This window comes from Paenibacillus sp. J22R98 (assembly GCF_059383835.1).
In genome coordinates this window covers 762,211-775,760 of sequence record NZ_JBXENW010000001.1, presented here as the reverse complement: position 1 = coordinate 775,760, position 13,550 = coordinate 762,211, and the positions used below count along the sequence as shown (strand labels likewise).

Genomic DNA, 13,550 nt, shown 5'->3' with positions numbered 1-13,550 from the left:
CGACCAGAAGGCGGCTCGTCCTCGTCCTGTCCCTCTATACCGTAGTATAGCCAACAGTGATAATAATTATCATTGAGAATGGAAATTACAAATATTTTTTAGGCTTGCCAGTTCTTTACGTTCTCACGGAAACGTTTGTAGATCCAATCGTTAACTTCCCACAGATCCGCAACCGGTTGGTTCGTGTGCGGAAGTGTGTGCATGTAGCCCGGAGGTCCGAATTCAGGTACAACTGTCGAAACAGCATGTCCTTGCGCCGCACGGCTTTGGATCATTTCTTTCCACCAGCCTTCGAACAATGACACTTCATAAGCGTATTCCGGCGCAGATGGATCCGGTACTTGCGGTCCTTCCGCATAGCCTACACGCGCATGAATATGAAGCGTACGGGAAATCGCAAGCTCGATATCCGCTCTGTTATCTTCCAAATGCGACTCGCAAACGCAAGTCCAGTGGCTGAAGTCAGCTGTGATCTTAAGCTCAGGGAGCGCTTCAAGCAAACGAGCTGTCGTCCATGGCGTGAACATCGCACGTTGACGGTGCGTTTCATGTCCTACCGCAAGGCCCGTTGCACGTTCTACGGCAAGAGCTTGTTCGAAGAAGTTAACTTGCTGCTCGAATGTCATATGATCGCGCGCGCTATGGGAGTTCACGAATAGCGGTTTAAACGAAACCGCGCGCTCCACTTGCTCAGCGAAGCTGGCCGCATGATCGGCGCCGCCTGTGAAGATTTGCGGGATAAAGTCGAATTTGAACTCTTCCAGCAGTTCCTTGAATTCATTTTCTTGATCGGCTTCGGGCATTGGTGTCTCGACACCCTCAAAACCTGCTGCTTTAATCCGGGTAAACATGTCCCGGTATGTGCCTTCCATTCCCCACAATGCTTTCAAAAACTTCGTTTGCATGTCATGTTCCTCCTCAGACCTATACCTGTAATAAAATTACCACACTTTACTATACACGTGCCCGTCCATGCTGACTACTCTAATTCTACGGTTTCTCTCTCATGGAGCCGAAGCTGCTGCGTGGCAAATTCCAAGTACAGCGGATGGGTTTCAAGCAGCTCATCATGCGTTCCGCTTCCGGTCAATTTGCCTTTCTCGATGAACAGAATTTGATCCGCATCCACCACCGTCGACAGTCGGTGAGCAATAACCAGCGTCGTTCGCCCCGCCATTAAATTCTTAAGCGCTTCTTGAACGACAACCTCCGATTTACTGTCAAGACTTGAAGTGGCCTCATCGAGCATCAGGATCTTCGGATCACGCAGCAGCGCCCTGGCAATGGCAATCCGCTGACGTTGACCGCCGGAGAGCTTGATACCTCGTTCCCCGACTTCCGTATCATAACCATTTGGCAGCTCGCTGATGAAAGTATGGGCATAGGCCATTTCGGCCGCATGAACGATCGAGGCGTCACTTACTTCTTGATCCATGCCATAACACAAATTATCTCGAATCGTTCCGGCAATCAGCGGACTTTCCTGCGAAACATAGCCGAACTGGCTTCTCCACGACCTCAAATTGTAGTTGTCGATGGATTGCCGGCCAAGCTTAATCGCCCCGCCAGTTGGCTCATAATATCGTTCCAGAAGGGAGAATAGGGTTGTTTTCCCGCCGCCGCTCGGCCCTACGATCGCTGTAACAGTCCCCGGTTCTACACGGAAGTTGAGATCCGTCAGCACGGGCTCGCCATTCGAATAATTAAAACTGAGATCATTCACGGAAATAACTTGATCCGCACGATCCACCGGCTTGCCGCCTTCGTGATCTTCTTCCGGTGACTCCAATATGGTGATGATTCGTTCCGTGGCGCCGACTGTTTTCTTGAACTGTGTGAAGAAAGAAGTAATTTGCGTCATCGGCATTACAATTTGGATCAGATATAAAATAAAGGCAACGAGTTCACCTGCAGACAGCGCGCCTGAGGCCACCCGCATCCCGCCGTAACCGATAATGACCACAAGCAGCATCATCATAACGAACATCATAAGCGGTGCAATCATCGCCTGAATGCGCGCTTCTTTCAGACCGAAGTTGAACAAACTGCTAATTCTCGTGCTGCCGGCTGTATATTCACGTTTCTCGGCATTCATCGATTTTACAAGTCTGACCTCGGAGAGAACCTGAGTTAATGTAGTCGTGAACGACGCCGTTTCCTCTTGCAGTCCCTTCGAAACGATGTACATTTGACGGCCCAGCGGGACAAGGAAAACGGCAGCAATCGGGATCACGCCGAGCATGACTGAAGTCATTTTCCAATCCATGTAGAACAATACGGCAACCGATCCGATTACCGAGATAATGCCGGTTAAGAAATTCGTTAAATTCTCAGAGATAAGCTGCTTTACGACACCGGTGTCATTGGTCATTCGGCTAATCGTCTCGCCTGTGCGGTGATTGTCATAATACGGAATGGGCAGTTTCAGCAGCTTCTTCCACAGCTTGTCGCGCAAGTTGGCCACGATTCGCTGTCCTACCGCATTCAACATATACATGGAGAAACCGCTGGCTAAGGCTTGCAGTACGAAGATGCCGCCGAATAGCGCGATTTGCTGCCAGCTAAGATTGCTAATCGAGAATCCGTCGACGAGATTCTTCGTAAACAACGGGATGATCAGCGAAATCAATGTCCCGATCAAACTCATTGATATAGCTGTAATTAGCAGACCTTTAGACGGTCTTGTTTGACCGATTAATCGCAGCAGCGGTTTCCAGCTGCCGCTTGTTTTTGCTTGTTCGTTCATGGTGATCAGTTCCTTCCCCTGCGTATCTATTCTGAAGTATGCATTAAGCATAACAGCGGTTTTTGAACAGATTATGAACAGAACGGGAGGATATGCTCGAACAGCAGTTGTTTGGCCGCCATCGCGCTGCTCTTGCCCTCAGGCTCCTTGCGGATGGCAACAACAAGATCATAAGACGGTACGATGCAAATGTACTGTCCCCCGTAACCTTTGGCAAAGCAGTAGTCTACCACGCCGTTATGCGCCACCGTCGATATCCACCAGTGATACCCGTATTCACCGAATATTGGCGGCTCGTAATGAGCTAGTCCTTTGTGATGAACCGAGGTTGAGATTTCTACCCAGTTCCGAGGAATAACCTGCTCCCCGTTCCATAGCCCGCCTTGCAAGTAAAGCTGACCGAATTTCGCCATGTCCCCGGAAGTCATATGAAGCCCTGCTCCGCCTTCATAAATGCCGTCGTGGCTGTTCCATCTCGGTTTGCGAAATCCCAGCTTCTGAAACAAATGCTCCTCCGCATAGGCATAGGTTGTTTGTCCGGTCGCTTTCGTCAGAATGGCTGATAATACATGCGAGCCGCCTGAATTGTAGGCAAAAGCCTCTCCGGGGTCATGCACCATCGGCTGTGAGAGAATGAAGGAGATCCAATCGTCTGTACGCTTCATTTTCCAATACGGCTTATCGAAATCCGGCCAGTCCAGTCCGGACGTCATGGACAGCAGATGCTTGATTCGAATGGAACGTTTGCGCTCATCATCTATTTCGATAATCGCGGGAAAGTAATCGGCTATCGGCTCGTCGATGCTATTGATATGGCCTTGCTCGATGGCGATGCCGATTAAGGCGGAGAGAATACTCTTCGTACAGGAGTAGATCGCGCCTACTCGGTCGATGTTTTTGTCATGCCAATCCCAGAGCAACTCGCCCCCTCGGAGAATGACGACATCGTTTATTTTCCACGTTTCCAGGTGTTTGCGTAGTTCGTCCGTGTAGAGCTCTGACCGATTCGATGACGCTGAAGTCAGTACATCCATGTGTAAGTAGTTCCTTTCTTACTGGCTGTATGGGTTGCTTGCATGTAAAATAAGAGTAGCTTGTCAGATCCAACCAAATACCAAATGCGAATAAAACGGAGGTAATAAACAGGATGGCTCTTATTCAATGTGATTTCTATTCGGAAGTGCTTGGCTTGTCCATGTCGATGAACGTGATTTTACCACAGGCAGCTCCCTCACAGATTGGGATGGCTTCCCATGCCGGTCAGAAGAAACATAAGACTTTGTTCCTGCTTCACGGCTTGTCGGATGACCATACGATCTGGTTGAGACGGACGTCAATTGAGCGTTATGTAGCAGCACTCGGCATCGCTGTTGTTATGCCTGCCGTACATCGAAGCTTCTATACGAATATGGCGTTAGGCGGCAATTATTGGACCTTTATTAGCGAAGAGCTCCCCGCAATCGCCCGCTCCTTCTTCCCGCTGTCCGACCGCAGAGAAGATAATTTCGTCGCCGGCTTGTCGATGGGCGGTTATGGCGCGTTTAAGCTCGCTCTGAATAAACCGGAGTCCTTCGCAGCTGCCGCAAGTTTATCCGGTGCACTTCATTTGAAAGACTTTAACGATCGCTCATCTCTTGATTATAACCTTATATTTGGTTCACCGGAAAAGGTGGACGAGCTGCCGAACAATTTGTTCCTGGCCGCTGAACAGCTTGCCGCATCCGGAAAACCGATTCCGAAGCTCTATCAATGCTGCGGTACCGAGGATTTCTTATACAGCCACAATGTGCTGTTCCGAGATCATGCACGGAGTCTTGGGCTGCCGCTTACCTATCAGGAAGGACCGGGCGAGCATGAATGGGGCTATTGGGACAAGCACATTCAGGATGTGCTTGCGTGGCTGCCGCTTGAATAATAACAATAAAGCCGCGGAAGAGATGAGCTTGGAGGCTCTATCCCGACCGCGGCTTTGTTTGGTTTGGTTAATCCAGTAAAATGGGCGAAATCGCTACGCCTGACGGGAAACTGCCTGTTGGCAAAATCGCAATCGGCAGCTGACTCGCAACCTCAATGACCGCAACGTAGCCAAAAGTTAGTATCGTCACATACACCTTCAGACCATCCGCAGTTATTGCGATATCGCTCGTATTACTGCCTGCGGGCAGCTCAATACGGGTTAAGATCTCATTGCGCGACAGATTGATGACCACGATCTCGTCGCCACCTCGACTTGCCACATAAGCCAATGCGCCGTCCGGCGTAATCACTAGCTTCTGGGGATCATTGCCCGTATCCAGCTTAATCGTAGCCGCAATTACTTGCGAAGAAGTTCGAATCGCATATACACGTTCAAACTGCACATCTGTAACATACGCAAGCTCTCCGTCCGGAGTAAAAGCGATCGCGGATGGTTTGGCACCATGAGGGAGCCTGATCGTTGATATAATGGCATGGGTGATTGTGTCCACAACTGCGATGCAGCCTTTATTGATTAAGCAGCAGTACGCTTTCTGTCCATCCGGCGCGATGGCTACCGCAACGGGGTCACTACCTGGTGGGAGCGGGATCAACTTGCAGAGTGAGCGTGTTTCCGTATCGATGACGACAATATAATCTTCCACCATCGTCGTCACGTAAGCTTTGCCGCTGTTACGCGACACGGCAATCGCAAGCGGTACCGCGCCTACCGGGAACGTAATTTCACCGGCGATGGTATGCGTGAGCGTGTTGATGATTTTGACCGTTTTATCGCCCTGGCAGGTCACTAACACTTCTCGCCCATTCGGGGTAAAATCCAGCTGACGCGGACTGCTGCCAACCGGAAACGGGATCGTTGCCACTCTCGTATTGGTTGCCGTCTGAATGACCGTCACGGTGTGACCGGTATGGTTGGCCACATATGCGTGCATCATTTCATCCATCAGCGACGACATCACCTGCAAATTGTGCTGATCGATCATCTCGCCCCTCTCATCGAGCTCCGCCATTGTAGCAAACACCTCGCCCGCCGCAAGACCGTTTGCCGTAATACTAACGCCAAACTGGTCCAGCTCTTTGACCTCATGCTGAACCGTGAAGGTGCCGCTGGAATAACCGACAGGCTGCAGCTCTACGATAGCCAGCCTGCGCATAACAAGCTTGCCGTACCCCCCTCCTACTTGATCACCGTTTACTAGATTCGAATCCATTGATGCCGCCGCCTCGGTTGCAATCGTATACACCTGTATGCCTGCCGAGGCCTGCTGTCTTCCGCGATTCATAACCGTAATTCTAAGGCTCGCCGTTCGTCTTCGTTCTCGATTTATCAGCAGTCCAGTGTCCAAGATCGGCAAAGGGGACGCCTCCTCTACTCTTCCATTCCTCTATCGTATGAGATGCTAGAGAAAATGGCGCGAGACATATCACTATGTCGTGCTGGTAGATTGTGCAGGCTCGGTTGCATCCGATCATTTAGCCCAAATAAACGTCAATCGTGACATCCTCTTCGAATCCGATCGCCTGATACACGCTTTGTCCCATCTTGCTTGCCAGCAGCACGGCAAGCCTTCCGCCGGCGGCATAACCTTCGCTTGCGGCATGGGCAGTCAATGCGCTTCCTATGCCTCTGCGGCGATAGGGTTCCAATGTGGCTACGTTATAGATTCCGATTGTTTCCCCATCATGAATCGCAGTTGCCGCTGCGGCCGGCTGGCCATCTATGAAGCCTATGTAATGGCGGAAAGCGGCCTTCTCGCCAATACCGGTATCTTCGCTGAATTTAACGAGGACATCGCCGGCTTCACCTTGAAATCCGAATACAGGCAGCACAATTTCTCTAAACCAAGACATCTCGGCTCGCGTTCGGATCGGTTGGATGACCAATCCGGGAATCTCCGGCGAGATGTATGTCCAATCCAATAAGGAAAGCGACATTCCTGACAGGCTATCGACTTTCTGAAGTCCGTTCGATGCGAGCGTTTGTGCTAAGTTCCCGTAATCGGCGTCATGAGTCCAAGTCAGCCAAGTGAAAGGAACGCCCCGAGCCTTATATCCTTTAATTATGCTTGCGATGTCATCCTCGGTTCCTTTATCGGACAAAGGTTGTTGATACGCGATCACACTGTTGTACAGGGGATGAGTGAGATCAGATTCATATCGCATGCCCTTTGGCGTTTGCTCCAGCACGATACGAGGACATACAAGACTCAGTTGTACTCTGGAGAAAATGACATTTTGCTTGATCTTCTCGGGTATGTTTATCATGTCGCATGACCTCACTTGTTTCGTTATTATTGATCGATTAGTTTACTCGCAAAAAAAAGCACCGTTGGCAGCCGAACGGTGCTCGATCATGACTCCATATTATTTCGTCAATCCTCTAAAACCCATGCCGTACACGCCCGGAAGCGACGTTTCTTTGCCAAGCACACTGGCAGCCTCGAGCGTCCAGTACGGATTCCGCAGCATCCCTCTTCCGACCGCGACGAGATCTGCGTCTTCATTGCCAATGACCGCATTGGCGAGCGAAGGTTCGTCCAGTCTGCCTACGGCGATTACAGGGACATCCAGAGCATTCTTGATTGCTCTGGCCATCGGTACTTGGTAAGCAACATGCGTGCCCGGCCTGCCATGCGCCAGAATCGGGCCTTCGCCGCCGGAGCTCACGTGGAACATATCGACGCCTGCATCGCGATACGCCTTAGAGAATGCAATGCTTTCATCAAGGCCATAGCCGCCGTCAACGTATTCTCTTGCGGAAATGCGCATGATAAGCGGCATGTTTTCCGGCATCACACTTTTGACAGCACGGATGACTTCACAGCCAAATAACGTCTTGTCCTTGCCATATTCATCGGTTCGTTTATTGGTATAGCCCGATTGAAATTGGTGAATCAAATAGCCGTGGGCGCCATGAATCTCGATCGTATCCACGCCGGCTTCAATCGCGCGTTCAGCCGCCTTACGGAATTTCTCGACCATCGCCTTCGTTTCTTCCGTCGTTAACTCTCTTGGCGTTTTGGACTTCTCGTCGAACGGAATCGGCGAAGGTGCGACGGGAACTTCAGCGTGCTCGGCTTTGCGTCCGGCGTGAGCGATTTGAATGCCCACTTTCGCTCCGTATTCATGACATGCATCGACGATGCGTTTGAGCGGTGCGATTTGTTCGTCAGACCACACGCCTAAATCGAAGTCCGTAATCCGGCCGTCGGGCTCGATGTCGCTCATCTCGATGATCACAAGCGCGGCTCCACCAATTGCCCTGCTCACATAATGCACGTAATGCCATTCTGTGGGAATTCCATCATTGTTCCTGACAGCATATTGGCACATCGGCGGCATGACGACTCGGTTTTTCAGTTCCAAACCCTTGATTTTAAAGTCGTTGAACAAATTGTACATGGATTCGTATGCTCCCTTATACCTTCAACTGCTTCTCGGCAGTGGTAGTGGTTGTGATAAGTACTTCGTAACTGTACCACTCCAAAATGGATGATTGTACTACGTTTCTGTTTGGTGGGCAATAACCAATCGTTATGACGGATGATGGGCAAATGCGATTAAATGAAGCCTAACAACTGTTTGCTGACGGATTCTTCGCGAGTAATAATCGAGATTTGGCGTATCGTCGCAAAATCCGTAATGGGAATGACTTTAATCGTATCCTTCTTCTGAATAATGAAGATTTCGGGCAGAATGGCAATCCCCAGGTTGGCATGAACGAAACCAAGAATGCTTTGTCCGAGTTCAATTTCTAACGCGATGTTCAGCTGATTGCCTCTGTCGGAAAATTCTTTCTCGACTAACATTCTTACATCGCAGCCCTCAGGCAGCATGACAAACGTTTCATCCTTAATTTCCTCAAACTGAACCTCTTCTTTGTTTCCGTAAATAGGATGGCTTACATTCACGAACAGGAAGAACCTCTCCGTAAATGCAGGTGTCGTGTAGAAAGAGTGCTTAACCCCTCTGTCATCGAAAAAAGCAGCATCGATCGTGCCATTTTCCAAATTCGTCAGCAACTCGAAAAAGCTATAAAACACCCGTACTTTGATCTCCAATTTTGTTTCTGCCTGCTGATTGCCTGCAATGCGGCCGGGCAAATAGATCGTCGCGATACTTGGCCAAGAACCGATCGTCAGTACGACCTTCCCTTCATCCTGGCTAAGCGTAATTTCCCGTCGCAGCGCATTTACTTCATTAAGGATACGTTTGCTTCTTTCGAGCAGGATCTGACCGGCTGTTGTCAGTGATACGCCGACGGACGAGCGCAGCAACAATTGGGCTCCTAACTCAACCTCCAAGTTTCGGATTTGCTTACTTAGAGCGGGCTGGCTGATATGCAAGGATTCGCTGGCTTTCGTTAAGCTCTTCGTTTCCGCCGTCTGCTGAAAGGCCTCCAGCCATTCAATTCTCATCTTCATCCCTCATAACGTTTGGTTACTCCCGGTCAAACATAGCGGTAGTACAATCTGCAGGTCTGCGGTGTTACAGTATGGATACAGCAAAAACAACGACAACTACATCGTCGTTTTGTTCTTTGTCTGAAACGATAATTATCCAAGGCAGTGTCATGCAGAAGTGATGAATTGTTCTTGGTTATAGTGCGCTGCGCTTCATAAAAATATTTCGAATCGAGGAGTGATAGATAATGACAACAACAACAAAAACAATGGAACTCACTGCGGGACAACAAGTAATGAAACGTTGGAAAATGCACCGTAATGCTTTGCTCGAGCTTGTCGCGGTATTGCCTGAATCAGGCGGATCTTGGCGTCCTTGGGATGGTGGAATGACGACCATTGAGCTGGTACATCATCTTGCATTTACGCCGGATTTCTTCTTCTCTGCTATCGAGAAACGGGACATGATGATCCCTCCGCTACCGTCGACACTAGCCGAAGCTCGCCAGCTTGTTGAGCAGCTTACCGCCCAACATGAACAGAAGCTTGCCTCCTATTCAGAATCCGATTTACGGCAAGACGCTACCATTGATGCCTTTCAAGTTACGGAACCGATTGTCGAAGTGCTGCACCGCTTAATCGGTCACGAGGCGCACCACAAAGGACAACTATACGTATATGCCCGCATGCTTGGCGCAGTTCCGCCATTTTATGCAGATTTGACTGTATAACCTTTCATCAAGTTCACTTACATTCACATACAAAAGACCGGCTAAATGCCGGTCTTTTTTGCGCTTTGATTAAACCTCTACCGCAATATGGGAGAACGATTTGAAATCGAATAAGCCCTTGTCCGTCAGTTTCAAGTGCGGAATGACCGGCAGTGTCAGGAACGACAAGGTTAGCAGAGGATTGAAATCCTGCGAAGCCCCAATCTCGGTCATTGCAGTCATCAGCTTCTTGAGTCCCTCATTCACTTCCATGTAGGGCCGGTCGGACATTAAACCCGCAATTGGCAGAGGCAGCGATGAAAGGACCTCTTGGCCGGCTACGACCGCCGCTCCGCCCCCGATTCGCTTCAATTCAGCGATCGCGAGCAATATTTCTTCGTCGGAAACGCCAACCACCACAATGTTATGGGAATCATGCGCTACAGTTGTTGCAATCGCCCCTCGTTGCAGTTTGAAGCCTTTGACGATCCCAACGCCTACATTTCCGGTCGCCTGATGTCGTTCGATCACAGCCAGTTTCAGCAAATCGCTGGCTGTGGATGGCGAGAACATCCCTTTCTCATCCGCAATGACTTGTTCAATAAGTTGATTTGTTACAAGGGAGTTCGGAATGACCTCAATGACGCGGCACCGATCGCCCGTGAGCGGGATAGCTAATTGAGCCGGCTCGACCTCTTTAGCATTAATTCCGGGCAAATTGCGGTTCATGCTGTCCATCGTCCGATCTATTGGCGGGAAAGCTTCTTCCACTAATTTGCCGGCATCCACTACGCAGCGGCCGCGCTTATATACTTGATGGATTTGAACTTGTTCCAGATCGTCGAGCAGCACCAAATCGGCTTGGTAACCTGCTGCGATTGCACCATGCCGATAAAGGCGGAAACACTCCGCCGCATTCAACGTCGCCATCTGGATGGCGGTAATTGGATCGAGACCTTTCGCCATTGCAAGCCTTAGAATATGATCGATGCTGCCTTCGCTGAGCAAATCGTCGATCAGCTTATCATCGGTGACGAATAGGCAGCGTCTTGCATTTCTCGGCGTGACGACAGGCAGCAGCGCATCAAGATCCTTCGCGACCGTCCCTTCGCGGATCATCAAGTACATGCCCATGTCGAGTCGATCCTGCGCCTCTTGCAAGCTGGTGCTCTCATGATCGGTACGAATGCCTGCGGCCATATATACATTTAGCCCTTCGCGGCTTATTCCGGCAGCGTGCCCGTCCATTAGAGCGCCTGCCTCATGAGTCGCTTCAAGTTTATGCAGCATGCGTTCCTCCGTATGTTCAACGGATGGAAAATCCATAACCTCTGCCAATCCCAATACATTGGCATGGCTATAGAAAGGCTTCAGATGCCCTGCGTCCAGCTGTGCCCCATTACTTTCGAACGTAGTTGCCGGTACGCATGATGGCAGCATGACGTAGCTGTCGATCGGCAAACCTTCGGCAGCATCGAGCATGTACTGAATACCCGCTGTTCCCGCGACATTGGCGATTTCATGCGGATCCGTAACGACCGTCGTGACTCCGTGCAGTAGCGAAACACGAGCGAATTGCGGCGGTGTAAGCAGCGAGCTTTCAATGTGGACATGACCGTCAATGAAACCGGGCACGATATAACGTCCCCCAGCATTGACAATTTCTTTTCCCTCGTACTTGCCGATTCCGGCTATAATTCCCTCAACGATCGCGATGTCGCCTGTCATAACCTCACCTGTAAAAACATTCACAATTCGTCCGTTACGGATGACCACATCCGCCGGATCCTGTTTGGCCGCGACTCGGATACGCGGACGCAAAGCTGAACTATTTTGCACCATCATTCACACCTCGGTTCTTGTAATAAAACAAAAAATCCCGATCACAAAAACGTGTAAGCGAAATACACATTTTTGTAATCAGGATTTTACGGCTCCTGGTAGAGACCCTCAAACCATATTATTGAGGTTATACAACTTCGTATCAATTGTCGTAATTGTACAACATCCGGCAACCTAAATACAAGGTGCTTCAGTGCCCCATCATCATAGCCGCATCCGGTTCATCTCCGATGCTTCTTTTATCCTCTTCCTTCAATCTTGGCTTGCGAAGAATTAACGAAAGAAGGACACCCGCGGTTGCGATACATGCGGACAGGAAGAACGTATCTCCATAGCCCGCGACTACTGCAGATAGCGGGTTTGCTCCTTGTCCTGCGCCTTCAGCATGGGAAGTGATTTGTGCGGTCAGATACCCGGTAAGACCGGCGACCGCGAACGAGACGACAACTTGTTGCGCAGCTGTTGTAAGAGGCGTGACCCGGCTAACCAATCGCCTAGGCGCCGAGTTCAGTACATGTGTATTCAGCGGCATCATGGAGAAGCCCATGCCAAGGCCCATCATGCATATGGAAACGATAATGAGCCACAGACTGGTGTCGACCGATACCGTAGATAAAATAAACAATGCCGCGGAAACGACAGCTAGTCCACAGAACGCAAGCGGCCTTGCCCCGATTTTATCAAACAATCGTCCGCTGATCGGCATCCCAATTCCTGCGCAAATCGCCTGCGGCATCAGAATCCAGCCGGTCTCCAAGGCTGTGTAATGTTTGACGCTTTGCAGGTACAGCGGTACGATCAACATGGCGCCAAACAACGCGAGCTGCACGATCCAAGTCAATATAATCCCGCGCGTAAAGTCCGACGATTTGAATACTTTCAGTTCCAGAAGCGGCTGCTCCTGCCTTAATTCCACGAATATAAACACAAGTAATGCGATTCCGCCAACGGTTAGCCCCGTAATTGCACCAGTCGATGACCAGCTTGTACCCCCTTCGCTCACGCCGAAAGCAAGCATCGTGAATGCAATTGGCGCAAGCAGCATGCCGATGACATCCAGATGAGGTGCTTTATGACGATCGGACTTTGGCAAATATTTTACGCCGAGAATGAATGCAATAATACCGATTGGCAAATTGAGAATAAAGATCCAATGCCAGCTGACCGAATCCACTAACCAACCTGACAAGACTGGGCCGAAAGCCGGCGCCATCAGCATCGGGATGCCTAATACACCCATGATCGATCCGCGGCGTTCAGGAGGCGCAAGCTTGAACACCATCGCCATCCCGATTGGGGATACCATACCTCCGCCTAAGCCTTGGATAACTCGGTAAATAATGAGCTGCTCCGGCGTTTGTGCAATCCCGCATAAGAGCGAACCGATGGTGAACAAGGTAATCGTCAGAAGAAAGATCTGCTTGGAGCCGAATTTGTCCGTCAGCCAACCCGCAAGCGGAATGACAGCGGACAAAGCGAGCGTATAACCGGTAACCGTCCACTGGATGGTCTTCAGATCCGTGTCGAAATAATCCACCAGATGCGGAATGGCGTTATTGACGACCGTACTGTCGAGAATAACCATGATCATACCCACGATAATGGCCATAAGTGGCGGCATTATCTTTTTCAACGAGAAGTCGTCTTTGTTCGGTAATGATTGCGATGGAGTTCGTGCAGACATGTTCGATCCTCTCCTTTCTACTGCTCGTTAGGTTCTCCCTCAGTCCATAATAATAATTAACGAAGGAAGCATATGTATCTGGCAAGCCTGCACGAATTCGGATAGTTTCCCTAGCTCCCCCCCTCAGTATCGGGTTGCCATGAAAAAAGAAGTGAAGCCATTCTTCACCTCTTTTTCCTCCATATTCA

At 50.1% G+C, this 13,550-nt stretch carries 11 protein-coding genes and 1 riboswitch; of the genes, 2 read left to right on the top strand and 9 right to left on the bottom strand.

Going from position 1 to position 13,550, the window contains the following annotated elements:
* Positions 1-98: 98 nt before the first annotated feature.
* The 3 genes from AC50Y3_RS03585 to AC50Y3_RS03575 all read right to left on the bottom strand — a co-directional run bounded on the left by AC50Y3_RS03585 (position 99) and on the right by AC50Y3_RS03575 (position 3,780).
* Positions 99-905: a sugar phosphate isomerase/epimerase family protein gene (locus AC50Y3_RS03585; protein ID WP_494817371.1), complete on the bottom strand. Its 807-nt coding sequence runs from the start codon at positions 903-905 to the stop codon at positions 99-101.
* A 74-nt stretch (positions 906-979) separates the two neighbouring features.
* Entirely contained in the window at positions 980-2,752 is a 1,773-nt protein-coding gene (locus AC50Y3_RS03580) for an ABC transporter ATP-binding protein (protein WP_494817782.1), read from the bottom strand.
* Between the two features lie 65 nt (positions 2,753-2,817).
* Positions 2,818-3,780, bottom strand: a complete 963-nt coding sequence (locus AC50Y3_RS03575; RefSeq protein ID WP_494817370.1) for a serine hydrolase domain-containing protein — start codon at positions 3,778-3,780, stop codon at positions 2,818-2,820.
* A 113-nt stretch (positions 3,781-3,893) separates the two neighbouring features.
* Here AC50Y3_RS03575 and AC50Y3_RS03570 point away from each other — a divergent pair, with 113 nt between their 5' ends.
* Positions 3,894-4,661 (top strand): alpha/beta hydrolase, encoded by a 768-nt coding sequence (locus AC50Y3_RS03570; RefSeq protein WP_494817369.1) that lies wholly within the window; start codon positions 3,894-3,896, stop codon positions 4,659-4,661.
* 67 nt (positions 4,662-4,728) lie between these two features.
* Here the strand turns inward: AC50Y3_RS03570 and AC50Y3_RS03565 are convergent, their stop codons facing one another.
* The 4 genes from AC50Y3_RS03565 to AC50Y3_RS03550 form a co-directional block, all read right to left on the bottom strand.
* Positions 4,729-6,078, bottom strand: coding sequence for a beta-propeller fold lactonase family protein (locus AC50Y3_RS03565; protein ID WP_494817368.1), 1,350 nt, complete (start codon positions 6,076-6,078; stop codon positions 4,729-4,731).
* Positions 6,079-6,196: 118 nt separating this feature from the next.
* The gene (locus tag AC50Y3_RS03560; RefSeq protein ID WP_494817367.1) at positions 6,197-6,988 is read right to left on the bottom strand and encodes a GNAT family N-acetyltransferase; all 792 of its coding nucleotides are present in this window, start codon (positions 6,986-6,988) and stop codon (positions 6,197-6,199) included.
* Positions 6,989-7,087: 99 nt separating this feature from the next.
* A complete protein-coding gene (locus AC50Y3_RS03555; RefSeq protein ID WP_494817366.1) occupies positions 7,088-8,125 on the bottom strand; it encodes an NADH:flavin oxidoreductase/NADH oxidase in 1,038 nt (345 codons plus the stop codon).
* Between the two features lie 158 nt (positions 8,126-8,283).
* Positions 8,284-9,141: a LysR family transcriptional regulator gene (locus AC50Y3_RS03550; RefSeq protein ID WP_494817365.1), complete on the bottom strand. Its 858-nt coding sequence runs from the start codon at positions 9,139-9,141 to the stop codon at positions 8,284-8,286.
* Positions 9,142-9,374: 233 nt separating this feature from the next.
* Between AC50Y3_RS03550 and AC50Y3_RS03545 the strand changes: the two genes are divergently transcribed.
* Positions 9,375-9,857: a DinB family protein gene (locus tag AC50Y3_RS03545; RefSeq protein WP_494817364.1), complete on the top strand. Its 483-nt coding sequence runs from the start codon at positions 9,375-9,377 to the stop codon at positions 9,855-9,857.
* Positions 9,858-9,926: 69 nt separating this feature from the next.
* On the opposite strand, the gene ade is transcribed toward AC50Y3_RS03545, so the two are convergent.
* Positions 9,927-11,678 (bottom strand): adenine deaminase, encoded by a 1,752-nt coding sequence (ade, locus tag AC50Y3_RS03540; protein WP_494817781.1) that lies wholly within the window; start codon positions 11,676-11,678, stop codon positions 9,927-9,929.
* A 55-nt stretch (positions 11,679-11,733) separates the two neighbouring features.
* Positions 11,734-11,833: riboswitch (purine riboswitch) on the bottom strand.
* Positions 11,834-11,868: 35 nt separating this feature from the next.
* Positions 11,869-13,362, bottom strand: coding sequence for an MDR family MFS transporter (locus AC50Y3_RS03535; protein WP_494817363.1), 1,494 nt, complete (start codon positions 13,360-13,362; stop codon positions 11,869-11,871).
* Positions 13,363-13,550: the final 188 nt, after the last annotated feature.